Origin of the sequence: Streptomyces sp. NPDC048637 (assembly GCF_040650675.1) — a bacterium.
GTDB lineage: Bacteria > Actinomycetota > Actinomycetes > Streptomycetales > Streptomycetaceae > Streptomyces.
In genome coordinates this window covers 113579-138279 of the sequence record NZ_JBEZHQ010000012.1, presented here as the reverse complement: position 1 = coordinate 138279, position 24701 = coordinate 113579, and the positions used below count along the sequence as shown (strand labels likewise).

27 protein-coding genes are annotated in these 24701 nt (G+C 71.9%); 8 read left to right on the top strand and 19 right to left on the bottom strand.

Annotated elements, in window-relative coordinates; translation table 11 throughout:
- Positions 1 to 106: 106 nt before the first annotated feature.
- From AB0C46_RS18115 to AB0C46_RS18090, 6 genes are all read right to left on the bottom strand, one after another.
- A complete protein-coding gene (locus AB0C46_RS18115) occupies positions 107 to 337 on the bottom strand; it encodes a ferredoxin (protein WP_362828774.1) in 231 nt (76 codons plus the stop codon).
- A gap of 4 nt (positions 338 to 341) precedes the next feature.
- Positions 342 to 1613 carry a cytochrome P450 gene (locus tag AB0C46_RS18110; protein ID WP_362828773.1) on the bottom strand — a complete coding sequence of 424 codons (1272 nt, stop codon included), beginning with the start codon at positions 1611 to 1613 and terminating at the stop codon, positions 342 to 344.
- Between the two features lie 249 nt (positions 1614 to 1862).
- On the bottom strand, positions 1863 to 2654 hold the full coding sequence (locus tag AB0C46_RS18105; protein WP_362828772.1) for an ABC transporter permease: 792 nt from the start codon (positions 2652 to 2654) through the stop codon (positions 1863 to 1865).
- Positions 2651 to 3643, bottom strand: a complete 993-nt coding sequence (locus AB0C46_RS18100) for an ATP-binding cassette domain-containing protein (RefSeq protein ID WP_362828771.1) — start codon at positions 3641 to 3643, stop codon at positions 2651 to 2653. The genes AB0C46_RS18105 and AB0C46_RS18100 overlap by 4 nt, the downstream gene beginning before the upstream one ends.
- A gap of 57 nt (positions 3644 to 3700) precedes the next feature.
- Positions 3701 to 4537, bottom strand: coding sequence for a DUF4097 family beta strand repeat-containing protein (locus AB0C46_RS18095; protein ID WP_362828770.1), 837 nt, complete (start codon positions 4535 to 4537; stop codon positions 3701 to 3703).
- A 149-nt stretch (positions 4538 to 4686) separates the two neighbouring features.
- Entirely contained in the window at positions 4687 to 5226 is a 540-nt protein-coding gene (locus AB0C46_RS18090) for a hypothetical protein (protein WP_362828769.1), read from the bottom strand.
- 335 nt (positions 5227 to 5561) lie between these two features.
- Here AB0C46_RS18090 and AB0C46_RS18085 point away from each other — a divergent pair, with 335 nt between their 5' ends.
- Entirely contained in the window at positions 5562 to 7073 is a 1512-nt protein-coding gene (locus tag AB0C46_RS18085; RefSeq protein ID WP_362828768.1) for a serine/threonine-protein kinase, read from the top strand.
- A gap of 172 nt (positions 7074 to 7245) precedes the next feature.
- Here the strand turns inward: AB0C46_RS18085 and AB0C46_RS18080 are convergent, their stop codons facing one another.
- Positions 7246 to 7773 (bottom strand): DUF5994 family protein, encoded by a 528-nt coding sequence (locus tag AB0C46_RS18080; RefSeq protein WP_362828832.1) that lies wholly within the window; start codon positions 7771 to 7773, stop codon positions 7246 to 7248.
- Between the two features lie 307 nt (positions 7774 to 8080).
- Between AB0C46_RS18080 and AB0C46_RS18075 the strand changes: the two genes are divergently transcribed.
- Positions 8081 to 8344: a hypothetical protein gene (locus tag AB0C46_RS18075; protein ID WP_362828767.1), complete on the top strand. Its 264-nt coding sequence runs from the start codon at positions 8081 to 8083 to the stop codon at positions 8342 to 8344.
- Positions 8345 to 8400: 56 nt separating this feature from the next.
- On the top strand, positions 8401 to 8670 hold the full coding sequence (locus AB0C46_RS18070; protein ID WP_362828766.1) for a hypothetical protein: 270 nt from the start codon (positions 8401 to 8403) through the stop codon (positions 8668 to 8670).
- Between the two features lie 285 nt (positions 8671 to 8955).
- Here AB0C46_RS18070 and AB0C46_RS18065 read toward each other — a convergent pair whose 3' ends face one another.
- From AB0C46_RS18065 to AB0C46_RS18055, 3 genes are all read right to left on the bottom strand, one after another.
- Complete coding sequence (locus AB0C46_RS18065) at positions 8956 to 10461, bottom strand: alpha/beta hydrolase (protein ID WP_362828765.1); 1506 nt, start codon at positions 10459 to 10461, stop codon at positions 8956 to 8958.
- Positions 10462 to 10778: 317 nt separating this feature from the next.
- The gene (locus AB0C46_RS18060) at positions 10779 to 11519 is read right to left on the bottom strand and encodes a protein phosphatase 2C domain-containing protein (RefSeq protein WP_362828764.1); all 741 of its coding nucleotides are present in this window, start codon (positions 11517 to 11519) and stop codon (positions 10779 to 10781) included.
- Between the two features lie 123 nt (positions 11520 to 11642).
- Positions 11643 to 12773, bottom strand: coding sequence for a site-2 protease family protein (locus tag AB0C46_RS18055; RefSeq protein WP_362828763.1), 1131 nt, complete (start codon positions 12771 to 12773; stop codon positions 11643 to 11645).
- A 187-nt stretch (positions 12774 to 12960) separates the two neighbouring features.
- Between AB0C46_RS18055 and AB0C46_RS18050 the strand changes: the two genes are divergently transcribed.
- The gene (locus AB0C46_RS18050; protein ID WP_362828762.1) at positions 12961 to 13248 is read left to right on the top strand and encodes a hypothetical protein; all 288 of its coding nucleotides are present in this window, start codon (positions 12961 to 12963) and stop codon (positions 13246 to 13248) included.
- Between the two features lie 269 nt (positions 13249 to 13517).
- Positions 13518 to 13928 carry a hypothetical protein gene (locus AB0C46_RS18045; protein WP_362828761.1) on the top strand — a complete coding sequence of 137 codons (411 nt, stop codon included), beginning with the start codon at positions 13518 to 13520 and terminating at the stop codon, positions 13926 to 13928.
- A gap of 172 nt (positions 13929 to 14100) precedes the next feature.
- Here the strand turns inward: AB0C46_RS18045 and AB0C46_RS18040 are convergent, their stop codons facing one another.
- The 3 genes from AB0C46_RS18040 to AB0C46_RS18030 form a co-directional block, all read right to left on the bottom strand.
- Positions 14101 to 14469, bottom strand: a complete 369-nt coding sequence (locus AB0C46_RS18040) for a hypothetical protein (RefSeq protein WP_202443735.1) — start codon at positions 14467 to 14469, stop codon at positions 14101 to 14103.
- A 177-nt stretch (positions 14470 to 14646) separates the two neighbouring features.
- On the bottom strand, positions 14647 to 15270 hold the full coding sequence (locus AB0C46_RS18035) for a transglycosylase family protein (RefSeq protein ID WP_362828760.1): 624 nt from the start codon (positions 15268 to 15270) through the stop codon (positions 14647 to 14649).
- Positions 15271 to 15481: 211 nt separating this feature from the next.
- Entirely contained in the window at positions 15482 to 16234 is a 753-nt protein-coding gene (locus AB0C46_RS18030; RefSeq protein ID WP_362828759.1) for a hypothetical protein, read from the bottom strand.
- Positions 16235 to 16560: 326 nt separating this feature from the next.
- On the opposite strand from AB0C46_RS18030, the gene AB0C46_RS18025 reads away from it, so the two are divergent.
- From AB0C46_RS18025 to AB0C46_RS18015, 3 genes are all read left to right on the top strand, one after another.
- A complete protein-coding gene (locus AB0C46_RS18025) occupies positions 16561 to 17745 on the top strand; it encodes a histidine kinase (RefSeq protein ID WP_362828758.1) in 1185 nt (394 codons plus the stop codon).
- A gap of 105 nt (positions 17746 to 17850) precedes the next feature.
- Positions 17851 to 18513, top strand: a complete 663-nt coding sequence (locus AB0C46_RS18020; RefSeq protein ID WP_362828831.1) for a response regulator transcription factor — start codon at positions 17851 to 17853, stop codon at positions 18511 to 18513.
- 238 nt (positions 18514 to 18751) lie between these two features.
- Positions 18752 to 18931, top strand: a complete 180-nt coding sequence (locus tag AB0C46_RS18015; RefSeq protein ID WP_362828757.1) for a DUF5708 family protein — start codon at positions 18752 to 18754, stop codon at positions 18929 to 18931.
- A gap of 59 nt (positions 18932 to 18990) precedes the next feature.
- On the opposite strand, the gene AB0C46_RS18010 is transcribed toward AB0C46_RS18015, so the two are convergent.
- The 6 genes from AB0C46_RS18010 to AB0C46_RS17985 all read right to left on the bottom strand — a co-directional run bounded on the left by AB0C46_RS18010 (position 18991) and on the right by AB0C46_RS17985 (position 24515).
- The gene (locus AB0C46_RS18010; protein ID WP_362828756.1) at positions 18991 to 20238 is read right to left on the bottom strand and encodes a helix-turn-helix transcriptional regulator; all 1248 of its coding nucleotides are present in this window, start codon (positions 20236 to 20238) and stop codon (positions 18991 to 18993) included.
- 898 nt (positions 20239 to 21136) lie between these two features.
- Positions 21137 to 21721, bottom strand: coding sequence for a DUF6344 domain-containing protein (locus tag AB0C46_RS18005; protein WP_362828755.1), 585 nt, complete (start codon positions 21719 to 21721; stop codon positions 21137 to 21139).
- Between the two features lie 298 nt (positions 21722 to 22019).
- A complete protein-coding gene (locus AB0C46_RS18000) occupies positions 22020 to 22451 on the bottom strand; it encodes a DUF5994 family protein (protein WP_362828754.1) in 432 nt (143 codons plus the stop codon).
- Positions 22448 to 23434 (bottom strand): acyl-CoA desaturase, encoded by a 987-nt coding sequence (locus AB0C46_RS17995; RefSeq protein WP_362828753.1) that lies wholly within the window; start codon positions 23432 to 23434, stop codon positions 22448 to 22450. The genes AB0C46_RS18000 and AB0C46_RS17995 overlap by 4 nt, the downstream gene beginning before the upstream one ends.
- Complete coding sequence (locus tag AB0C46_RS17990; protein WP_362828752.1) at positions 23431 to 23661, bottom strand: hypothetical protein; 231 nt, start codon at positions 23659 to 23661, stop codon at positions 23431 to 23433. The genes AB0C46_RS17995 and AB0C46_RS17990 overlap by 4 nt, the downstream gene beginning before the upstream one ends.
- A gap of 278 nt (positions 23662 to 23939) precedes the next feature.
- Entirely contained in the window at positions 23940 to 24515 is a 576-nt protein-coding gene (locus AB0C46_RS17985; RefSeq protein ID WP_362828751.1) for a TerD family protein, read from the bottom strand.
- Positions 24516 to 24701 lie beyond the last annotated feature (186 nt).

The following is a 24701-nucleotide window of genomic DNA, read 5'->3' as shown; positions in this document are numbered from 1 at the left end:
GCGGGAGGGCAGTCGGGTTCCCCGCCGTGCGGTAGGCGGCGGCGCGCGGTGCGGTGCCGGACCACCGGTCACCGGTGCGGCCCGGCCATGATCCGCCGGACAGGCCCTAACGGCCGCCCGGGGGCGAACTGCCCGCTCCGCCTTGCTCGATGACGGTGAGGGCGGCGGCCGGGCAGAGGCCGGCGGCCAGCCGGGCCGTGGCGCGCAGCCCGGGTGGGGGCGCGGCGGTGCGGAGCAGGACCAGGCCGTCCTCGGCGTCCTGGTCGAACACCTCGGGGGCGGTCAGGGCGCACATCCCGGCGCCGATACAGCGGTCGCGGTCGATGCTCAGGTGCACCGGACTACTCCTTGTCCCAGGTGACGGGGAGCCGGTGCACCCCGTAGATGTTCATGGCGTCGCGCAGCGGTACGTCCTCGGGCGGGACGGCCAGCCGCAGCGTCGGGAAGCGGCGGAACAGCGCCGGGAACGCGACCCGCATCTCGACCCGTGCCAGCTGCTGGCCCAGGCACTGGTGGGCGCCGTGCCCGAAGGCCAGATGCCCGGTCGCCTTCCGCCGCAGATCGAGGGTGTCGGGGTCGGGGAACTTCAGCGGGTCGCGGTTGGCGGCCTGCACCGAGACGGCGACGGTATCGCCGGCCTTGATCAGTTGCCCGGCCAGCTCGACGTCCTCCAGGGCCGCCCGCAACCCGGTGTGGGCGATGCTCAGATAGCGCAGCAGCTCCTCGACCGCCTGGTCCGCGAGGCCGGGGTCGTCGCGCAGGGCGGCGGCCTGCTCGGGGTGGCTCAGCAGGGCGAAGGTGCCGAGCCCGAGCATGTTCGCGGTGGTGTCGAGACCGGCGGCCAGCAGGAAGCTGCCAATGCCTGCGAGTTCGTCATCGGTCAGTTCACTGGAGGTCAGATCGCTGAGCAGGTCGTCGGTGGGGTGGGCGCGCTTGGCCACCACCAGTTCGCGGATGCACTCCGCGAGGGCGGTCATGGCGGCCATCTGCTTCTCCAGACCGGCCTCCGGGCTGCTCAGCATCGCGGTGTGCTCCTGGAAGCCCGCACGGTCGGACTGCGACACACCGAGCAGTTCGCAGATCATCAGGGCCGGGACGGGGTGCGCGAACGCCTGCACCAGATCGGCCACCGGTCCCTGGCGCTCCATGGCGTCGAGGTGGTCGGCGGTGATCTGCTCGACGCGGGCGGTGAGTTGGCGCATCCGGCGGACGGTGAACTTACCGGCGAGCAGCCGCCGGTAGCGGGTGTGCTCCGGTGCGTCGATCCCGGTGAGGTCGCCGAGCGGTGCCGGGGGCAGGGTGCCGGTAGGCCCGCCCGGGAGGGGGTAGCGCAACAGCTCGTACCGGGAGCTGAAGCGGGGGTCGGCGGCTATCGCCCGGACCACGGCGTGGCCGGTGGCCAGCCAGCCCACGTGCCCGTCGGGGTAGTGCATCGGGCGCAGCGGCTGCTGCTCGCGCAGCTCCGCCAGCTCGGCGGGCGGGTCGAAGGGGCAGCCCGCGGCGCGGGTCAGCGGCAGTGTCACCGGTTCGGGGTGTGCCGCTGTTTCCTCGGCCGACTGCTGGGTCGCGGGTGCGGACGGTTCGTGCTGTATTGCGGACGGTTCGTGCTGCATGGGGTCCTCCGGTGCAGGTTGACGGCACGGCGAAGTGCCGGGAGTGCCGGGAAGTGCCGGGCGACGTGCAAGGTGAAGCGCGCGCCGAATTGCGCGGTGAAGTGGTGAAGTGCGCGGCGAAGTGCGCGGCGCGTGACGAACTGCGCGGCGAAGTGGCGAAGTGCGGTGCCTGCGCGCGGAGTGCGCGCGGTGAGGTGGCGTGTGGAGCGGCCCGTGGAGCGGCCGTTCAGCGGCCCGTGGAGCGGCCGTTCAGCGGGTGACGCTGCGGCGGAAGGCCGTGCGTGCCCACAGGTAGCCGACCAGGGTGAGGCCGACGCACCAGGCCACGGCGGCGATCGCGGAGGCGCCGACCCCGGTGCCCATCAGCAGGCCCCGCAGCGTCTCGATGACCGGGGTGAAGGGCTGGTACTCGGCGAACCAGCGCAGCCCGGTGGGCATGGACTCCGGCGGGACGATGGCGCTGCCGAGGAACGGGAGGAACTGCATCGGCAGGGGAATGTTGCTGGCGGTCTCGGGATTCTTGGCGACCAGGCCGATGGCGGCCGCAAGCCAGGTCAGCGCCAGGGTGAGCAGGGTGAGCAGGCCGGCGGCGGCGAGCCATCCGAGGGGTGTGGCGTGGGTCCGGAAGCCCATGAGGAGTGCGACGCCGATGACGAAGGCGATGCTGACCAGCGTCTGGAGCACGCTGCCGACGACATGCCCGGTCAGGAACGACGCACGGGATATCGCCATCGTGCGGAACCGGTTGACGATGCCTTCGGTCATATCGACGCAGACGCCGACCGCGGTGACCAGGGCGCCCGAGGTCGCGGCCATGAGGATGATGCCGGGGGCCACATAGTCGATGTACTCGGGGCTGCCGCCGGCCGTCTTGCCGATGCCGGTGCCCAGGGCACCGCCGAAGACATAGGTGAAGACCAGCAGCATCATGACGGGCATCGCGACGACCGAGACCGTCAGGGACGGGTAGCGCAGCGCATGCTTCAGATTGCGACGCAGCATCGTCCGGGCATCGCGGGCCGCGTAGGACAGAGTGGTCATCGGGCGTTCTCCTTCAGGGAGTTGGCCTCGCTGGCGGACCGGTCGCTGCCGGTGAGGGTGAGGAAGACATCGTCGAGATCGGGGGTGTGCACCGTCAGTTCCTCGGCACGGACCGACGCGTCGTCCAGGGCGTCGAGGACGGCGCGCACGGCGGGGAGGCTGCCGTCACCGGGGACGTGCAGGGTGAGCGCTTCGCTTTCGTGTGCGGTGGTGCCGAAGAGGGCGGCGGCCGAGGCGAGTGCGGACGCGTCGGCGAACCGGAGGCGGATGTGTCCGCCGGGGATCCGTCGCTTCAGCTCGTCCGCGGTGCCTTCGGCGACCAGCTTTCCGTGGTCCAGGACGGCGATGCGGTCGGCGAGTTGGTCGGCCTCCTCCAGATACTGCGTGGTCAGGAAGATGGTGACGCCGTCGTCGGCGACCAGGCTGCGGATGATCTCCCACATGGTGCGCCGGCTGCGGGGATCGAGTCCGGTGGTCGGCTCGTCGAGGAAGATGATGCGCGGGTCCCCGACCAGGGTCATCGCGAGGTCGAGCTTGCGGCGCATCCCGCCCGAGAAGGTGACGACGGGCTTGGTGGCGGCCTCGGTCAGTTCGAAGCGGCGCAGCAGCTCGGTGGCCCGCCGCCGGCCTTCGCGGCGGTCCAGATGGTGCAGGTCCGCCATGAGGAGCAGGTTCTCCCGGGCGGTGAGCAGGTTGTCGACCGCCGAGAACTGGCCGGTGACACCGATCGCGGCGCGTACGGCATCGGCCTCGCGGACCAGATCGTGGCCGGCGATCCGCGCCTGGCCGGCGGTGGCGGGGAGGAGGGTGGAGAGGATCTGCACGGTGGTGGTCTTGCCCGCGCCGTTGGGTCCGAGCAGGGCGAAGACCGTGCCTTCGGGGATGCGCAGGTCGATGCCGTCGAGCACCACCTTGTCGCCGTAGGACTTGGATAACCCGGTGGCGCTGATCGCCGGCGAGACGACGGCGGTCCTGGAAGTCATGATCATGGCAGTCCCGTTTCTTGGGTGTGGTGGTCGTGGCCGGCCACAAGCGGCCGGGCCTGGTCAGGAGCGGCGGATCAGGATGTCGCCGATGCTGGTGTGGGCGTGCACTTCGACGGTCTCGGCACTGTCGCCGGGGCCGTCGGCGGCACCGAGGTCGTTGCGCACGGTGCCGACGTCGGTGGTCACGTCCAGCCAGGCGGCGGTGGACGCACGGATGCCGACCTCCAGGTCACCGGCGGCGGCCTGGAGCACGATCCGGCCGCGGGCCACCTCGCCGATCCGGATGGCGCCGTTGGCGGACTTGGCATCGACGCCGGCCTGCGCGACACCGACGGAAATGAGGCCGTTGGACGCGCTCGCCCGCAGCGCGCCGGTGACCTCACCGATCATGGTCGCGCCATTGCCGTTCTTGACCAGCGCGGCGCCCGCGATCTCGCCGACCTCGATCCGGCCCGCGCCGACGAGCTCGGCGTCTCCCGCCGCACGGTCCAGCCGGATGTCGCCGTAGTCGGTCCGCAGGTGGACCGCCTCCGCCTCGTCGACCTGGATGTCGCCGAGCGAGGTCTTGAGCCGGCACTCGCCAAGCCGGCCTTCACCGGTGAAGTCCGCCATGGGCGAGGTGCCCAGGACGTCCGAGCCGGCCGGCAGCTCGATGGTCACGTCGAGGGAGCCGCACTTGCCGAAGAGCGAGCGCTTCCTGGGGCCCTTGACGAGCAGCTTGCCGCCGGAGCAGGTGACCTTGGTCTGCTCCGCGGCCCGCACATCGGCCTCCGCGGTGGCATCGCTCGGCAGCACCTCGACGACCGTGTCGGTGCGCTTGCTCGCGGCGATCCGGACAGAGCCGACGTCGAGCTGGACGGTGACGGAGAGCGGTTCAGGAGTGTCGAAAGCAGGCATGGCTGTGCCGTCCTCATGACTGGTGTGGGTCCCGCCGGGAGGGCGGGTGAGTGAATGAGCGGGTGAGTGGGTGAGTGAGTAGTGAGAGGTGGTGCGGTGCGTCGAGGCAGGGGTGGGGCGGTTCTCCGGGCCCCCGGGAAACAGGCCGCCTAGCGGACCCAGCCCGTGTAGCCCTGCTGGCCCAGGTGGCGGGAGCTGCGGCCGGTGGGGCGGCTGGTGGCGCCCGGCTCCAGGGCGGTGCCGACGGCCCGCACCAGCCAGGCGTTGACCGAGAGGCCTTCCTGTCCTGCGGCGTCCTCGACCCTGGCCTTGAGATGGGCGGGAAGGCGGAAGTTGATCCGCGCGGTGCCGCCCTCGTCGGCGTCCGAAGCGGCCGGGGGCGCGGTCGCCTGCGGCTCGCCCGACGCCGCCTCGGGCAACTCCGCCTGCCCGTACGGCTCCTGGACCGGCGGTGCGGTCACCACGAACTCGGGGTCGAGCCCGCGCAGCCGCAGATCGACCGACCCCGGCGCCAGGTCGCGGGTGATCTCGGTCATGGCGGAGGAGAGTGCGTTCAGCAGCGTGAGCCGGACGGCCGACTCCAGGGGCGTGGTGAGCCGCTCGGCCAGGGCTCGGGCTTCGTCTCCGCCCGCGTCCGCGGCGACCGCGAGCTCGTGCCGGAGATTGTCGACGTACGGCGTGAGGTCCATAACGCCATAGTGACACCACCATGGCGCCATCGCAAGCCACCATGGCGCACGAATGGCACCAATGGCGCCGCGATGATGCCACCCGAGGCGCCATACACCCCCACGCAGCACCCCTCCCGCGCGGCGTCGGGGGCGCCGCGGTCGCCGCCCGGGGACGAACGGGGGCGGCCACCACGGCAGTTGCCGCCGCCCCCAGCGGTCCTGCCGGAGCGCCCCGGCCCACGGCACCGGCCCACGGCACCGGCACCCGGAATGCCTCCTTCCGGACTGTTCGAACGCGCGGGCTATGGTGCTCCCGCAGACTGTTGAACCCGTGCGGCGGAGGAGAACTCGCGGTGTCCGATCTGGGACGGCTCGTGGCCGACCGGTACCGGCTGGTAGAGCGGGTCGGCCGCGGCGGCATGGGCACGGTGTGGCGGGCCGAGGACGAGCTGCTCGGGCGGCCGGTCGCCGTGAAGAAGCTGTTGGTACCGCCGCACCTGAACGACGACGAGATCGAGACGCTCTACGAGCGCACCCGCCGCGAGGCCCGCAGCGCCGCCCGGATCACCCACCCTCATGTGATCGTGGTGCATGACGTCGTCGACGACGAGGGTCTGCCGTGCATCGTCATGGAGTACATCCCCTCGGTCACCCTGGGCGACCTCGTGAAGCGCAGGGGCGCGCTGCCGCCCGGCGAAGCGGCCCGGATCGGCTGCGGTATGGCCGGCGCACTGCGCGCCGCCCACGACGCCGGGGTGCTGCACCGGGACATCAAGCCCGCCAATGTGCTGCTCGGGAACGACGGGCGGATCGTCCTCACCGACTTCGGCATCGCCGTGCAGTCCGGAACGCCCTCACTGACCCGGACCGGCGAGCTGGTCGGGTCGATCCAGTACCTCGCGCCGGAACGCCTCCGCAGCGGAATCGCCGAGCCCGGCCCGGCCAGCGATCTGTGGTCCCTCGGGGCGACGCTGTACCAGGCGGTCGAGGGGCGCCCGCCGTTCAGCCGGGACACCGCCATCGAGACGGCGTACGCCATCGCCACCGAGGAGTACCCGGCGCCCCGCAACGCCGGTGACGTGGCCCCGGTCATCGAGGGCCTGCTCGTGAAGGAACCCGGGGCGCGCATGGCCGCCCACGAGGCCGAACGCCTCCTGGGCGGCCACACGGCCGGCACGGGAACCGTTCTCGGCGATCAGCCCACCCAGGCGCACCGCGCCGAAGTCCCCGCGGTTCCCGCCCGTAAGGGCAGGCGCGGCCGCCGTACGGTCCTGTGGAGTGCCGCGGCGACGGCGGTCGCCGCCTCCGTGACCGCTGGTGTGCTGCTGTGGCCCTGGGACGGTGCCGGTCCGACGAGCGCCCGCCCCGCCGGGTCGGGCGCCGCCGAACGTCCCCCGAGCACCAGCCCTTCCCCGCCGCCACCGGTTCCCGCCGGATACCACCTCAAGAAGGAGGGGCCGGGGTTGTCCCTTCCCATACGGGACGGCTGGACCCGCCAGGATCCGCCGGGCTCCGAGGTCGCCTATGTGTCCGGGCGGGCGGGCCTGCGGATCAACATCGCCCAGTTCGCCGGGCAGTCCGATCCGATCCGGCACTGGCAGGAGACCGAAGAGGAACAGACACGCCGGGACAACCCGGGCTATGAGCGGGTCAGGATGGACCCCACGACGTTCCGGGGACGGCCCGCGGGGTACTGGGAGTTCACCTTCAACGGCTCGGAACGCAAGTACCGCGCGGTGGAGCTGGCGTTCAGCAGCACCGACGGCACGCAGTACGTGGTCTACCTCTCCGCGCCGGACGCCCAGTGGAACCGGTACCGGCCGGTCTTCGACAACGCCGTCAAGGGCATCCGGCTCGACGCTTAGCCTCCGCCCACGGCAGCCGCTCCACGGCTCCGGGCGTCAGGCCGCACCGCCCGGGTTCCGGGCCCCAGCCCGCACCGCCGGGTTCCCGACCTCAACCCGCACCGCCGGGCTCCGGACCCCAGCCCGCACCGCCGGGCTCCGGACCTCAGCCCGCACCCCCGGGTTCCCGACCTCAGCCCGCACCGCCGGGCTCCGGGCCGGCCGGTGGTTCCGGTGCGGGGACCGGCCGCGGTGGGCTGCTGCCGGTGTCGATGAGGATCTGTCCGGCCGGGGCGACATTGTCGGCCTGGACGGCTCTGGTCATCGCGGCGTGTGCCGCCTCCGGCGTCGCCTGGGGCGGGACCACCAGCAGCGAGAAGTGATCTTGATTGCCGCGGGTGATGAGGACCGTGTCGTCACCGACCGGGAAGGAGTCGATGTGCACGACCCGGTCGTCGATGATCAGCCGGGTCGGGAGCTCCTCCCAGGCACTCGCGTCCAGGCCGACGCGCACGATGGGGCCGAGGTGCTCGGTCAGCGCGGCGATCAGACGGGGCAGCTCGGCGCCGATGTTGCGGGAGTGCGGCCACCATGCGCCGTCGAGGATTCCCTCGCGGGACCGGGTCGTCCCCAGCCTCAGGAGAGCCATACCGGGCTGCACCGCCCGGTAGGCCTCTTCCGGCAGAAGCTTGGGGAAGTCCGGGGTGTCGGAGTCGGCCATGGTGTGCTTGCCCGTCCGCGGTTCGGTACGTCCGCTGATCGCCCGTGACGACGCCGGCGTGAGCAGCCGGCGCACAAAGCCTCGCTGGCTTCACCGTACTCCGCGGGCCGGCGGCACGGCCCGGCCAGGCAGCCGGGCCGGGACCCGCATACCCGGGAAGTGCCTGGTCACGCGCGCGCTCGGGGACCTCGGGGCGGAGTAGGGTGAAGGGACGGGGAAGGCCTCGTGTCCCGCTACCGGCGGGTGCCGTTCCGCGCCTTCCGGGCGGCGTCGGCGGCCTCCCTCCCCCCGTCACAGGGAAGTCGTCATGAAACCTCTGGGTCCCCTTCCCTCGGCCGGGCGCGCCGAGGTACGAATCGTCGCCGCGTCCCCGGAGACCGCCCGCCAGGTCGCGGAGACTCTCCGCCGCTGCTACGCCACCACCGAACAGCGCAGCTACCCCGCCGGCAGCGACGGCGGCACCCGTCTCCACCTCACCGTGGACACCACGCGCCCGACCCGGCCGGCGCGGTCCTGGCTGGCGTCGGGCCGGTCGTCCGAGGGCAGCCAGCCGCAGGCGGACGAGGTCTGAGACACCGTGCCGCGACGGGGTGCTGCGCGCACGCCGAGCATGAGAGGGCAGCAGCCATGGCCACACTGCGCGAGCGGAAGACCTACCGCGAACAGGTGATGCAGGAGCTGTACAAGGCCACCGAGGGCAACCGTCTGCTGGGCATCACCGGTGCGAAGCTGCATGACGAGCTCGGGATCGACGCTCAGGACCTGGCGGCGGCCTGCACCTATCTGGTGGGCGAGGGCCTGGTCACGGTCGACTGGGCGGCGGGCAACACACCCGCCATGGTCTCGCTGACACATCAGGGCATCCGGCTGATGGAGGCCGAGGAGGAGCGCGGCTGAGCGCGCCCCCGCGTCACCGGGCGCCCCCGGGGTGGCTGAAGTCCCGTACGCATCCGCTGAGTTGGCAGCCTCCTGCGCCGCGGTGGCGGTGTCCGGGCCGGTGGCCCGCTCCCCTGGGGCGCAGCAGCCGGTGGCGCCGCAGCAGCTCCTCGCCGCTCTGGGCCGGACGCCGGACACACCGGACCCCGCATAGCCGGACCCCGCATAGCCGAGCGCCGAGCGCCGGACGCCGGACGTCCGGCCCTCGGCGCGGCCGGCTGCCGGAGCACCTGCCCGGCCCGTGGTTCACTCGGCGCAGTGGATGTCCGACTGCGGGCGCCGGCCCGTCGTCAGGAAGGCGGTGACGGTGCGGTCGCCGCAGGCGGTGCCGTTGCCCAAGTAGGCGCCGTGGCCGCCGTGTTCGAGCGTGACGAGCCGGGCCCGGTCGCCGAGGGACCGGCGCATGTTCAGCGCGCCGAAGTACGGGGTGTAGGGGTCCCTGCGGTTCTGCACCATCAGGATGTTGGACGGGCCGTCGGCGGTGATACGGGTGGGCCGCTCCGCCGGGGCCTTCCAGAAGCCGCAGGGCGTGATGTTGACCGGCATTCCGGCCGTGAGCGGGTGCCGGACGCGGTCGGCGGTCACCGCGCGCCGGTGGGCGGGTACCGACGCCGGCCAGCGCACATCGTTGCAGACGGTCGCCATCATGAGCGCCGCGTCCTGGTCCGGCATCGGCCCGGCGAGAGCGGCGGGCAGCACCGGCTCGGCGGCCGGATCCTGGGCCTGCTGGACGAGCCGGGCGGTCTCGGCGAACAGAGCGTCGCTGGACAGGGCGTTCTGCAGCGCCTGCCGCAGCCGGTTGCCGGTCAGCGGGACGCCCGGTGTGGTGGACTCCTTCGGCTCGCGGTCCAGCTTCGCCGCCAGCGCGAGGAACAGCGGCCGGACGTCCGCGGGCCGCCGCGCCAGCCGCAGCCCCGCGCTCTCCCGTGCCGGATCGGCGGCCCAGGCCGCGAAGTCGGGGAAGCGGTCGTCCGCACCCGCCGCCATGTTCGCCAGCCACCCGCGCCCCACCCGGGACGGGTCGGGGTCGTCGATGCTGTCCAGTACCCAACGGTCGGTGTGCCGCGGGTACTTCTGCGCGTACACCGCCCCGACGTACGTCCCGTACGAGGACCCCCAGGCCGACAGCTTCTCCTCGCCCAGGGCCCGGCGGAGGCGGTCGATGTCGCGCGCCTCGTTCACGGTGGTGAAGCTGCGCAGCACGGCACCGCCATGGCGGTCGCACGCCTCGGCGATCCGCCGGGAACGGGCGACGTTCGCGTCGATCCCGCCGTCCGGCGCCGGCCAGGACCGCAGGGTCACCAGATGCCGGTCGGCCGCGTCGAGTTCACAGCCCGCCCGGGTGCTCCCGCCCACCCCCCGCGGGTCAAAGCTGACCAGGTCGTACGCCCCCGCCATCGCCTTCCGGAGCACCGGCCCCTTGGTCTTCAGCTGGCGCACTCCGGACCCGCCCGGCCCGCCGGGAATCACCAGCAGCGTCCCCCGCCGTGCCGCGGGCCGCTCGCTGCGCGCCCGGGTCACGGCGAGGCCGATCTGCGGGCCGTCCGGGTCGCGGTAGTCGAGCGGTACGGGCAGTCGGGCGCACTCCTGGCCGCTGAGACCGCCGGGCTCGGCACAGGGCCGCCAGGTGAGGGCGGGCCCGTTGGCACCGGGAGCGTCGGCGCGGGCCACCGGGGCGGCGGCGGTCACGGTGGTGGCGACGGTGGCGACGGAGAGCGCGAGCAGAAGGGCGCGATGGGCGTAAGTCGTCATGGGGCAAGGGTGGTTGAGCGGTGCCCCGCCGCCCATCCGGCAGCCATGAGATCGGGGGTGGGGTTACCCCGAGGACGCGGCGCCGCGCACCGCCGAGCGCGCACCACCGGCCGTGCCCCGCTCCGGTCCGCTCCAGTCCAGTCCGCTCCAGTCCGTTCCGGTCCGGTCCAGTCCCGTCCCCTCCAGCCCGCTCCAGTCCAGTCCGTTCCAGTCCAGTCCAGTCCAGCCCGCTCCACTCCGTTCCGGCCCGGTCCGCTCCGCTCCGCTCCAGCCCGCACAGGTCCAGTCCGGTCCAGCCCGCTCCGGTCCAGCCCCCGCTACTCGCCGATGCTGATCAACGCCAGCGTGACGTTGTCGGGGCCGCCCGCCTCGATGGCGGACTTCCACAGTTCGAAGGCGGCCCGGCCGCCGCTGTGGAGCTGCAGCAGGTCGTTGAGGGCGTCCTCCGGTACGGGGTCGGTCAGACCGTCGGTGCACACCAGGTAGCGGTCGCCCGCGGACAGCGGCGCTTCCCTGACATGCGGGGTGATGGCGCTGAACTCCGGGGTGCCGCCCAGCGCCTGGGTGACGAGCGAGGTGGTGCGCCGCCCCGGCGACAGCGGCGGGCTGTCGTCCACGCTCACCTGGCGCAGACCGTCCGCCGTCGCGTCGAGCACCCGGCTGTCGCCGACGTTGAACACCAGCAGCGACTCCGCCAGGACGACGGCCCCGGCGACCGTGGTGCCCATGGTGGTCAGCTCCGGGTCCTGGCCGGCGGCCGCGTACACCGCGTCATTGCAGAGGTTCAGGGCGTCACGGACGGCTTCCTCGGTGTCCAGTGTCGGGCCGAGGGCCGCCAGTTGGCGCACGGCCAGGGCGCTGGCCACCTCGCCGGCCGGCTGCCCGCCGATGCCGTCGGCGACCGCGACGACGAGCGGGGTACCGAGCGGGAACACCAGGGTCTGCGGGTTCTCGGTCACGGTGCCGCAGAGCGTCCAGGGGCCGGCCACCAGGCTGTCCTCGTTGTGCTCGCGGATCAGCCCGGGGTGGCTCAGCGCGGTCACGGTGACGTACTCCATACACCTGTCCCGGTTCCGGTCCTCCGCTCCGGCGGCCCCCGTGTCCCCCGGGCGTTCCGTACCACCATTGTGTGCGCCGCCCGGCGGTGGCGCGCGCCCACCGCGCCGCCCCGGGAGGGCCGGTCAGGCGCTCTCCTTTCCGCCCAGGGTGTTGCGCTGCATCAGCCGGGAGATGTCCTTCCCGGTGACGATCCCCACCAGGTGCCCCGCGTCCACGACGAGGACGCGGGCGCCGGTCCGCAGGCTGAGCTTGTCCAGCGCCTCGGTCAGCAGATCGTCCGGGGCGGCGACCGCGCACTGGGACAGCGGGGTCGCGACCTCGCGGACCCGCAGCGTCTCCCGCCTCGGGGGCGGTACCGCCGCGAGCCGGCGCAGTTGCACGATGCCGCTGGGGCGGCCTTCGAAGTCGAGCAGCGGCAGCGCGGAGTGCCGGGAGTGCACGGCCACCTCGTCGATGAAGCGCTGGACGGTCAGCCAGTCGGCGCCACTGACCACCGGACCCGACATCACCTCGCCGACCCGGAGCCCCCGCAGCGCCCGGTGCAGGGCCGCGCGGCGCCGCTCCGCACCGGCGACGATCATGATGAAGAGGCCGATGAAGACGATCCACAGCCCGCCCGGTGCCCCGCGCAGCACGGAGATCCAGCCGGCGGCCACCAGCAGCAGCCCCATGATCTGGCCGCCCCGGGAGGCCGCCAGGTCCGCACGCTCCCGGTCCCCGGTGCGCCACCACAGCACCGCCTGCACCACCCGGCCGCCGTCCAGCGGCACGGCGGGCAGCAGGTTGAACACCCCCAGGAACAGATTCGCCCAGCCCAGCCAGGCCAGGACGACGGAGGGCACCGCCCAGCCGGACAGCCCGTGCAGCCCGGCCCCGGCCCCCAGCGCGACACCGCCGATGACCAGGCTGATGAGCGGCCCGCTGACCGCCACCGCGAAGGCGGCCGCGGCGGTCTGCGGCCGCCCCATCCGGGTCGTTCCGCCCAGCGCCCACAGCGTCACGTCCTGCACCGAGATCTTCTTCCGCAGGGCGGTCGCGGCATGGGCCGTCTCGTGCAGCAGCAGGCTGCCCATGAGCAGCGCGGCCCCGATGACCCCGGCGACGGCGTAGACGGCGTCCGAGCGCCCCGGCGTCCAGACGGGCAGGCCCTGCCGTCCGAGTCCGTACGCGAACAGGCCCACCAGCAGCGGCACGCTCCAGTGCATACGCAGCGGTACCCCGACCACATGTCCCACGCGGACCGAGCCGTTCATCGTCGTCTCCTGCCGGCCCGGCGCCCGGTCCCTCCGGGCAGGTCTCGCCGACCCGCGCTCCGTGAACCGGCCGCCCGGCATCCACCACAATTGTCGCTCGCGGAACCTACGCTGGAAGGACGGACCGGCACGCTGTTCGTACGGACGCCGCCGCCGGTCGTCACCGACGAACTGCCGGAGGTGCGTCATGGGGCAGAGCCACCACTTCCATCTGGATCAGGGTGACCACTCGATCACCGTGAACGTCGGGCCCGGCCGGTCCGGGGAGATCGAGCTCCTGGTCGACGGCAAGGTGATCGCGTACCAGAAGGAACACAGCGCCGGCATGAATGTGCTGACCGGCGAACTCCCCGAAGAGCCCGCCCACCCCTTCCGGGTCCTGCTGCGCCAGCCGCATCTCGTCCCCTCCATGCCCCGGTGCACGCTGGAGCTGGACGGTGTGGAGCAGCCCATGCCGGAGCGGCTCGTGCTCTGAGCGCCGGTGCGCCGGCCGGCGGCCGCCGGATGAGCGGCCCGCTCCCGGTGGCCCGGTCCGCCCCGCCCCGGCGGCCCGGCACCACCGCCGATGATCTCCGCCTGCCCCCCTCCGGCCGGCCGTCCCGCGAAAAGCCCCGCGAGGTGTTGGGCCACCCGGCTGATTGTGGCCGCCGGGGGTTTTGCTCCCCGCGGGTTGAATGCCGTTGCGGGCCGACCGCGGCAGCACGATACGTCTGGCATCCGAAGGACGACGAGGCGAGGAGCGACGTGAGAAGAATTGCGCAGGCGGGCACTGTCGTCGGGGCGTGTGGGCTGGTGCTGCTCGGCAGCGGTGTCGCCCAGGCCCAGGTGATTCCGAGCGATTCCCTGCTCGCAGCCGTCGCGGGCGCCGACGTCGGCACCGTGGCCGGCATGGTCTCCGGAGTGGTCTGCAACAACCGCCTCGCCGACTTCAACTACAACTCGCCGGTCTTCAGGTCACCGCACCCCTGCATCAACGGGCCGGTGCGCAGCGGCAACAGCCTGAACAGCGGCAACTTCATCAACCGCGGCAACCCGAACAGCAGCGGCAATATCGCCAACACCAACGGGTCGACCAACAGCGGCAACGCCGTCACGGGCGCTTCGCAGGGCAGCGCCAACAGCGTGCAGCGCATCCTGGGAGGCTTCCTCCACTGATACCGGCCCGCTCCCGACACGGCTACGGCCCACGGCCTCTTCGACAGCCGTCCCCGAGCGCCCGGCGGATTCCGCCGGGCGCTCTGCCGTTCCCCAGGCCCGGCGGCGCCTCACCCGGACACGACTCCGGCCCCGGAATGTGCCGGGGCCGGAGAGGCGGATCAGTGTCGGGTCACAGCTTCTGCTTGCCGCCGCGGCCGATGTGCTGCTGGTTGTTGCTGGTCTTGTTCTCGGCCCCGGTCGTGCCGCCGGCATCGTCGTTGGTGTTGCCGTTGACGTTGGTCGGGCTGCCGCTGTTGCTGTTGTTGCCGGACAGGTGGACGTTCTGCGAGTTACGGACGTTTCCGCTGTTCAGCGGCCCGTTGATGCAGATTCTGGCGCGGTTGCGGCAGCTGAACCCGGCATGGAAGTTGGCGAAGGTGTCGCTGTTCCACACGCCGTCCCCGTCGAACGGCCCGTCCCAGGCCTGTGCGGGCGACGCCCCGCCGACCGCCAGGAGCAGGCCGCAAGCTCCTGCGATCACCACATTGATGCGTGCCATGTTCTTCACTGTGTGCTCCTGCACCTCGCGGTTGGTACCCCGCGGTCTTGCTACCGGCCACGCCCCCATCCACCAAGCCTGAGCAACGGCCCGTCCCGCGCATTCACCCGCACCGATCAGCGGATTCACCGTGACGGCCCTCAGGAGCACCGGACCGGGCGGACGCCGGCGCCGGAATCACGCCCGCAGCCGCAGCCGCTGCCCCGGGTAGATGTGGTCCGGCCCCTGGTCGAGGGTGTCCTTGTTCAGGTCGTACAGGGATGTGGTGCCACCCGGGGTGTGGGCGCGTTCGGCGATGACGGAGAGGCAGTCGCCGGGCTGCACCACATAAGTGCGGGCCGTGGTGTGTCCGGGGGAGGTGAGGCTGCGGGTGCGAGGGGCCGCTTGCGGGGCCGGAGCGGCCGACGAGGTCTGCGCCATGGCACGGGGGGTGCTGTCGCCGCTGTCCGTGGTCCGGGCGCAGTTGGGCCAGGCGGACAGCCCCCGGTCGCGGACGATGCGCTCGCCGATGGCGATCTGCTCGTCGCGGGTGGCGAGGTCGGCCCGCGGGGCGTAACGGCGGCCTCCGTAGGCGCGCCAGGTGGCGGGGTCGATCTGCAGACCGCCGTGGTAGCCATTGCCGGTGTTGATGTGCCAGCGGCCGTTGCTCTCGCAGGCGGCGATGCGCTCCCAGTCCGGCCCCGGGCTGCCGGGCGGGCCGGCCGCCGCGGCACTCGGGCCGGCCGCACCCAGGACGCTGAGCATGACCAGCAGCACGGACAGGAGCGTTTCGACGGACCGTTTGGCGAGGGGCGACGGCATGACGGCAATCCTCCGCTGTGCTCCGGCAACGCCGTGACGCACGTACTCGCCACGACCGGTGGGCACGCACCAACTAACCCGGCAATATGGTTTTCCCGGTGCCGGGGAGCCGCGACATGCGGGGGTTTCACCCGGGTGGGCGCAGGCAGTGGCGCAGGCAGTGGCGCGTGCCCGCCGGTGCGGGCGCCGGCGGCCCTGCGGAAACCGGCACTTACCCGGCCGAATAGGAGAAGGACGGGGTGAGCGCGAGGGGTTCCGGGATAGCCACGGCGAACTCGTACGCGGGGGAGAACGCGAAGTTGCGTACCGATACCGGGACTTCGATGCCGTGCGGGCCGGGCACGGCGACCGTTCCGCGGTCGCCGGGGAAACCCGCCTCGATGCGCTCCGGCGCAAGGGACAGCCCCCGGCCGACGGCTTGCAGGGCGGCGTCCTTGCGGACCCAGAAGCGGGTGACGAGACGGTCGCGCTCGGCGGCGGGGCGGGTGGCCGCGAGGCGTGACTCATGGGCGGTCAGCACCTCGTACGGGGTGTGCGGCGGGGAGGTTTCAGGGCGGACGGATTCCACCGAGAAGCCCATCCGGCGGGCGTCGTCCCCGCATGCCACGACCAGCAGGCCACGGGTTCCGTACAGTTCCCAGTGGCCGGCGGCGGCCATCGCGGCGCTCACCCGCCCGGGGAGCCGGGCGCGCAGCCGGCCGCGGGCCGCACCGTCGAGGGTGGCCCGGGAACGGCCGTTGAGGCCCGGACAGTCGTCGGGGGAGAGCCCCGTGCCGGATCCGTGGGGAGAGGCGGATCCTACGGGGACGACGAAGACCGGGACGGGGACGGCGGCGGAGTCCGGGGGGCCGGGTGCGCGAGCGGGCGGCGCCGGGCGGGCCCGGCCGGGGTGGTGCCCGGGGTCCACCACGTCCTGGTCAAGGGATTGGGGAGACAGATCGAGAAGAGCGGCGTTCGTTTCCACGTACTTTCCGTCCTCCGCAGTTGAGCGGTGCCGAGGCCATACCGGGTGAGTGACTACCCGTCATACAGATGGCCCCTCCCCCTTCTTTCGCCTCCGCCGACCGATACGGACAGCCCAAGTTTGCAGATCCCCCGGAGCGTTCGGGTCATCCCTTCTGCTGATGTACGGCTACATACTTCGATGTACGACGGACCGCCCCGAATTCGGGCGCCAGGGCCAGGAGAACGGGTAACCCGCCGACGTACTGTCCTTGGGTGTGGTTACGTCCTCTCACAAGTACGCACGCGCGCCGCCGCCCCGTACCGCTCCGTGACCTCAGACTGGCAGTGGGTTTCTTCGCCGGCTGTCTGATCCTGTATGTCCTGGGCGGGCCACCGGTCATGGGGGGCGACATCCCCGCCTGGCAGGCCGTACTGCCGGTGCTCGTGCTGTGCACCGCGACCGCCTTCCGCAGTGTCCTGCCGCTGGCCGCGCTCGCCGTCGGCACCCTCACCGTCGCCGTGGAGCTCACCGCCGGCGGCGGCCTGGGCCCCGTCCTCGTCTATACGGATCTGCTCTATGCGGCCGCCCTGTACGGAACCCGGTGGCTGTGCCGGGTCCTGCAGTTCGGGACCGTGGCGGCCACCCTGGCGACCACCGTCACGCTGCTCCTCGTCGGCGACCGCTCCGAGGGCGTGACGACCGGTGTCATCATCGCGGTGCTGCTCATCTCCCCCGTATGGACCGCGGTGGTGATCCGGAACCACAAGGAGCGGGCGGATGCCGAGCGGCAACGCGCCGCACAGATCGACCGGCTGGCGGAGCTGGACCGCAAGACCGTGCTGCAGACCGAGCGCACCCGTATGGCCCGTGAGCTGCACGACCTGGTGGCCAACCATCTCAGTGCCATCGCCATTCACTCCAGCGCCGTGCTCTCCCTGACCGAGGCACAGCGGGCGAAGGACGGTGCGGCCGAGGAGGATCCGGTGCTGCGGGCGCTCGCGGTGATCCGGGAGAACAGTGTGCAGGGGCTGGCCGAAATGCGCCGGATGGTGGTGCTGTTGCGGTCCGACCGGGGGGTGTCCGACGACTGGGACCGGCCGCAGCTGAACGCGCTCGGCGCGCTGGTCGAACAGGCCCGGCCGGCCGCCGACGCGGCGGCGCTGACCCTGCACACCGAATTCCCCGAGAACTTCCCCGAGGTGTCCTCGGTGATCGAGGTGACCGCGTACCGGATCGTGCAGGAGGCGCTGACCAATGTCCTCAAGCATGCCTCGGCGGGGCAGGTGCGGATCCGCTGTGAGGCCGGCGCCGAGCAGCTGACCCTCTCGGTCGACAGCCCGCTGGCCCGCCCCGGCTGCCGGGCCCGGCAGCGCCCCGGGGAGCAGCTGACGGCGGGGGCGGGCGCCGGGCTCACCGGGATGTCCGAGCGGGCCGCCCTGGTCGGCGGCAGCTTCGCCGCGGGACCCGACCGCACCGACCCGGAGCGGTGGCGGGTGCGGGCGGTGCTCCCGCTGACCCAGAACCCTTAGGAGACGAGAAAGGTGGCACAGCCAGTGAAGGAGTTAGCGGCGGACGAGCCGAGGGGTGGGCCGGCAGCGGCGCCGGCGGAGCATCCGGCGGGCGGGCCCCCGGGCATCCGGGTGCTGGTGGCCGACGACCAGGCGGCCGTGCGGTCCGGGCTGGCCCTGTTACTGCAGACCGACCCGGGCATCACCGTGGTCGGTGAGGCCGGCGACGGTGTGACGGCGGTCCGTATGGCCGACGAACTGCGGCCCGATGTCGTCCTGATGGACGTTCAGATGCCGCAGCTCAACGGGGTCGCCGCCACCCGCACCATCGTGGAGCGCGGCCTCGCCGAGGTGCTGGTGCTGACCACCTTCGACCTCAACGAGTACATCTTCGGAGCGCTGCGGGCCGGGGCCGGCGGCTTCATCCTCAAGAACGCGGAACCGGCCGTACTGGTCGGCGCGGTACGGGAGGTGGCGCACGGGGAGGGGTTCCTCGCCCCGGCCATCGCCCGGCGGCTGATCAGCGAGTTCGCCGAGCTGCCACCGCCGGCGGGCCCCACCCTGCCGGACGGCGCCGGGCAGGCCCTCGGTGCCCTCACCAAAAGGGAGTTGGAGGTGCTGGCCTGTATCGCCGGCGGGCTGGGCAACAGCGCCATCGCGGAGCGACTCCATCTCGCGGAGGGCACCGTGAAGACCCACACCAGCCGCATCCTGTCGAAGCTGAAGCTGCGCAGCCGGGTGCAGGCGGCGATTCTGGCGCAGCAGCACGGGATAGCCCTGCGGGGGTAAAGGGGAGCGCTCCCAGGGGCCGCCCCGACCGGCCCCTGATTTCCTCCTGGTCTCCCCTAACCGTCCCCTAGCCGCCCCTGACAGGGCCGGGAGTACAGAGAACAGGGCCGGGAGTACATAGAAAGTGACAGTCGGCGGGTGGAAAGTGCCTACCTGCGGATGATCCGAATGCGCCGCTCGGACGGGACGCTGGTCCGTACACGGAGTCCGACACCATCACACGGAACGAGGGAAACCCATGAAGGGTGTTGTCATAGGCATTGTTGTGGGGGTCATAGGCCTGGTCCTCTGGCTGACCACAAAGGAAGTGGAGACGTCAGTCATCTCACTCCACAAGGCCGGGATGATACTGGCGATCATCGGCGCCGCGGAGGCCTTGTTCGCATTACTGGGGCTCGGAAAGAAGGCGAAGAAATAGCGCGCTTTGCGCGGAGCAAAGGAATAGGTGCCGCGGCGGCGCCGTTGACCCGGCGGCCGTCAGCCCCGCTTTTCGATGAGCTCCGTCAGCCGTTCCCGGGCCCGCTCGGCATGCCGGTACGCCTGGGCCCGCCGGAACAGCTCCGCGGAATACCGGAAGTGCCCGACGGCCCTTTCCCGGTCGCCCGCCCGCGCACACGCCGCCGCGATCTCCCCGAGAGCGGCGGCCTTCTCATGGCTGCGGCCGGTATCCGGGAGCGCGGCCAGCTCCTCGCCGAGGCAGAAGAGCCGGGCGGGGTCACCGGCCGCCTCCGCACCGGCCGCGTCCGCGGTCGTCAGCCACAGCGGGAAACCCGGCTCCTGAGCCACCGAGGCGACCACCTGACCGCGCTCGACGATGCTGCGGGCCACTGCCGTCTCACCGCACCGCAGCAACAGCAGCGCGTAATGACCGTTGATCTTCTCCCACAGCGGGAACCCGGCGGCGGGGGTGACCCGGCGCGCACACTCGCCCAGCAGCTCGGTGGCGCGCTCCGGCTCGCCCCGGTCCCGCAGATCGAGCGCCCGGTGCAGATCGACGGAGGCGCGCGGCCCGGAGAGCACACCGTCCGCCGAGGGCCGGCCGTGGTCGGTATCGGGCGCCCAGTCCGGGCAGCCGCTCCAGTAGGCGCAGCGGGTGAGCACATCGAGGACGAGCAGTGAGTGAAAGCCGGTGCCGGGGCGCTGACCGGCGCATTCGAGGTGGCCGGTCAGCGCGTAGCGCAGTCCGTCCTGGACCCGGCCGGCCGACTCCAGCAGATCGGCGAGCGCGATCAGGGCGCGCAGCCGCGGCTCGGCGTACGGCTCGGGGGCGAGCGCCGCCAGCATCCGCTGCAGGACCTCGGCGCCCTCATCGGCGCGGCCGAGCGTGCCCAGTATTTCCGCGATGGCGAGCTGTGCCTCGGTGAAAACATCGTCCTGCCGGTGGGCCGGCTCCACCTCGGCCAGTGCACGGAATTCGGACAAGGCGCCTTCGACGTCGCCGCCGTCCCATTGCCTGCGGGCCGCCACCAATCGTCCGACCAGGTCGAGCCGGCGGACCCGGCCGGTCTCTTCCGCGGGCGCGGCGGCTCCGGATATTTCCGCCACACCGACCCCGAGGCGTTCCGCAAGGATCTTGAGTGCCCGGCCACTGGGAATACGCTTCCCGTGCTCGACCAACGAAATGTAGCTGGATGACATTTCGGGTCCGGCAAGGTCGTGCTGGGTCATTCCCGCACTGACCCGCAGCTCTTTGATTCTCCTCCCGGTGTCCGCCAGCTCAGGCATTCCACAAACCCTCCGGATTTCGAACGGTGAATGACCCCGGGCGGCTGCTTCAAATCGCCGAGTCACAATGAGTGCTCGGGACTTTACCAAGCAGTCAAGAAGAAGTCGACCAATATGCGGATTCCTTCGCCGGCCTTCGCCGGCCTTCGCCGGACGCACCGAGATCATTTCGAGGGGATGCGCGCAATGCGGACACCATCCACAAGGAGCCGGCGCACCGCACCGGAAAACCGGTTGCCCGGTATACGTCACCACACGGTCGCCGGGGCCCGCGGGGGCACTCATCGGCGTAATGCGCCCGCCCGGGGGAGAGCACGGGCGCTCAAGGGCCAACGACGTGGCAGTGCACTGCACTTCGTCGTGGGGCCCCGAGGTCGCGACCCGGGAGCCGATGCCCCGGTCGGGGCGGATCGGTAGAACTCCGGGGGTACGCGGGGGTGGTTCAGGTCTGTGTTCGTGCGATGGCTGAAGCGGTCACTGCCGCCTTTACTGCAACTGTCGCTGTGCCGGGTCTCCCGTTGCTGCGGGCCTGCGTCCGTCCCGGCGCCTTCAGGTGATTCACATCTACGTACGTTTCACGTGGAACATGTCGGCTTCTGCACCTCGTCCGCACCTGCACCCAGGTCTGCGCCCGAACCTGCCTCGGCCTCTTGCGACTACTTCCGTCTCTACGTCTACGTCTGGGTCTGCCTCTGGGTCTGCCTCTGGGTCTACGTCTGCCTCTGCGTCCGTCTCTGCGTCTACGTCCGCCTCTGCGTCCGTCTCCGGTGAAACACCGCTGCGTGCTGCGGCGATGGCTCATGCCTCCGTGCTGTCGCGTGCACTGCGCGCGCTGCCGCGTGGATCACGCCGGTGTGCGCCGCCGTCTGGATCACGCCTGAAAGCGCTGTCGCCCGGTTCAGACGACGCGGGCGGTGTGCGCACGATTGCGGGCCGCCGGAATAACCGCGGGGCGTGCGTCCGCGCCGGCCCGGTCGGCGTGCGCCCGGTCGGCGTGCGCCCGGTCGGCGTGCGCCCGGTCGGTGTCCGCGTCGGCGCGGTCGGCGTCCGGCGTGGTCCCGGCCTTGGCGGTGAGACCGTCGGCCGTCAGCGGCTCGGCGCCGGAGGTGATGCGGCTGCGCATCCCCGGCGAGGTGCCATGAGCCTCGGCGCTGATGCGCTGCTTGATCGTGGGCGGCAGCTCCGGGCGGGGGAACAGCCGGCGGGCGGGGCCGGCTTGGCCGTACAGCGACACGGTCCGGGGGGCAGGTACGGCACGGCTCCCCCTATCCGGCTGGTGATCCGGCACCGCGCAGCGCCCCACATCCGGGGCATCACCACCCGGGGCCTCGGTGCCCGCGTTCCCCTTGCCCAGGGTCCGCTCGTACAGTGCGGCGTCCCGGCGCGCGGCCGACGCCGCCGCGGAGACCCCCAGTGATGCCAGCAGCTTGCCCAGCATGACCAGGCACACCGCCCAGAACTTCATGACCTTGGTCGCAGCCATGGCCCCTCGCTTTCGGTCGGGATCTCCCCGAGAGATCCGTTGCGTCTTCTTCCGTTGCACTTCCTCTGTTGCTTCGCTTCAGTTGCGCCGCTTCCGGTGCACCACTGGGATGGCGTCGCTTCTGTTGCGTTTTCTTATGATGAGTACGTAATGAGCGGATTCACGGACCGACGCCCCCGGATCGGCGTTCTTCCGATGAACACCACCCGTCCGCAGTAGCCGAGGGCCGTGGGGGCAGGCGGCAGGCGGCAGGCGGCAGGCGGCAGGCAGGTCGTAGCCCCCTTCACCGCGCCCCCGCTCAGGCCGGTGTCGGCTCCCCCGTGCGGGCCATCTCCGCCATCATGCGGACGGCCTCGGGCTCGGGGGTGGTGGGCGGGATGATCAGGAGGTCCCAGCGGCCGTTGCCGGCGGAGACCAGGCAGAGGGTGTCCGGACCGGGGCGGCCGGTGGTTCTGCGGAGGCGGACGACATGGCCGGCGACGAGGGTGTGGGAGGGGAGGGCGGACCAGCCCGCGCCGTTCACGGTGGCATGGGTGATCCGGGGCCAGTCGAAGGGCAACGCGGTCAGCAGCTCCGGGAGTTCGGCCAGCAGGTCGGTCGAGTGCGGCCACCAGAGACCGTCCAGGCGCCGGGCCGTATCGGTGTGGGGGGCGATGGTCAGACGGGCGACGGGGGGCGGCGCGTGGTGCTGGGCGTGGCCTGGGTGGGGAGGGTCCCCGGCGGTGGTCATGCGGTGCTCCTGAGCCGGCGGGCCGCCACCCGTTCGGGATCGGGCCAGCGCACGTCCCGGACCCAGCCGAGGCGCTCGAAGAGCCGGATGACGGCGGCGGACACATCGAGCTGGCCGCGGTCGACACCGTGCCGGGCGCAGGTCGGGTCGGCGTGGTGCAGGTTGTGCCAGCTCTCGCCGAACGACAGCAGGGCCAGCGGCCACAGGTTGGTCGCCCGGTCGTGGCGCCGGGTGCGGAAGGGCCGTTCGCCGATGACATGGCAGAGCGAATTGACGCTCCAGGTGACGTGGTGCAGCAGCGCGATCCGGATGAACCCCGCCCACAGCAGGGCGGTCAGCCCGGTGACCCAGGAGCCGCCGAGCGCCCAGCCCAGCGCGAACGGCAGGCCGAGCGTGAGCAGACAGAGCACGGGGAACGCCCGGTCCACCGCGCGGATACCCCGGTCGGCGAGCAGATCGGGCGCAAAGCGGCGGTGCGAGGTGGGGTCGTCGCCGAACAGCCAGCCGATGTGCGAGTGGACCAGTCCGCGCAGCTGACCGCGCAGGCTGGTGCCGTAGCGGTAGGGGGAGTGCGGATCGCCGGGGCGGTCGGTATAGGCGTGGTGGCGGCGGTGGGTGGCGACCCAGTCGATGACATCGCCCTGGAAGCTGAGCGAGCCGGCTACGGCGAGCGCGATGCGCAGCGCGGGGGCGGCCGTGTAACTGCCGTGGGTCAGGCCGCGGTGGAAGCCGACGGTGACGCCCAGACCGCTGAGGACGTAGAAGACGGCCAGGAGGACGAGGTCGGTGAGGTGGACGACGCTGCCCCAGAGGAGGGGGATCGCGACGGCCAGCCCGACGAACGGGGCGACGACGATGATGCCGGTCACGGTGACATACATCCGCCGGCCGCTGGTCGGCGGGGACACCGTGCCGCTGTCGGGGAACGGGGAGGTCCCGTCGTAGTCCTGGGACGACGGGACGGTGCGGGCCGTGGACGTCACAGGTCGTTTCCCGCCTTGCCGGAGGGCGGCGGCGGGCCGGCCGCAGGCGTCTCGGGGTGGGCCTCGTCATGGGGCCGCTTGTGCATCCGCTGCCGTACGGACTGCTTCCAGTCCGCGTACCGATGGGTGGGCATCCGCCCGGCCCCCTGGGCGTTGACCCGGGCGATGAACAGGGCCCCCAGCGCCACCAGCGCCAGCAGCACGACCACGGTCCACAGAGTCTGCATGGTGTTCACCTCACTCGGGCGGGCCGCAGAAAACCGGCGCGCCCGGTGTTGTGGTCCCCGAGTCCCTTGGTGTCTTCACGGTACCCCGCACCGGCCGGGCAAATCCCTCTATAGGCGGTAATAGCCGGGCACTCTCCGTTGAGGGGCCACGGCCAGGGAACTTCTACATGGCTGTAGACGGCGGTCGCGACGACCGTCCGCTGCTGCACCGTCCCGGCAAGGGGCCGGAGAGGGACGGCGCCGACGGCGGCCGCCCTCCCCGCCCGGAGGTCCCGGCCTCAGACGTTGACGCCGAAGTCCGCCGCGATGCCCGCCAGACCGGACGCATAGCCCTGGCCCACCGCGCGGAACTTCCACTCCTCGCCGTGCCGGTAGAGCTCACCGAAGACCATCGCGGTCTCGGCCGAGGCGTCCTCGCTCAGGTCGTAGCGGGCCAGCTCCACCCCGTCCGCCTGGTTGACGACGCGGATGAAGGCATTACGGACCTGGCCGAAACTCTGTCCCCGGCCCTCCGCCTCATGGATGGAGACCGGAAAGACGATCTTCGCGATCTCGGCAGGCACTCCCGACAGCGTGACATCGATGGACTCGTCGTCCCCCTCGCCCTCGCCGGTCAGGTTGTCGCCGGTGTGCTGCACCGAGCCGTCGGGGCTGGTGAGGTTGTTGTAGAAGACGAAGTGCGCGTCCGAGGCGACCTTGCCCGCCTCGGTGCACAGCAGCGCGCTGGCGTCCAGGTCGTAGTCCGCGCCCGTGGTCGTGCGGACGTCCCAGCCGAGGCCGACCGTGACCGCGGTCAGTCCGGGTGCTTCCTTCGACAAGGAGACGTTGCCGCCCTTGCCCAGCGAGACTCCCATGGCTTCCCTCCAGGTGTTGCCTGCATTCCGGGTGAGCCTCAAAATCTACAGGAGTGTAGAAGTAAAGTGAGGGGGATCGGCGGCGCAGGCTGCGGGCCGGACAAACCACCGTCCGGATCCGGCCACTCAGTAAGATGCCCGGACGTCCCGGCCGACGGGACACCCGGCGCGACGGGAGGCGACGAC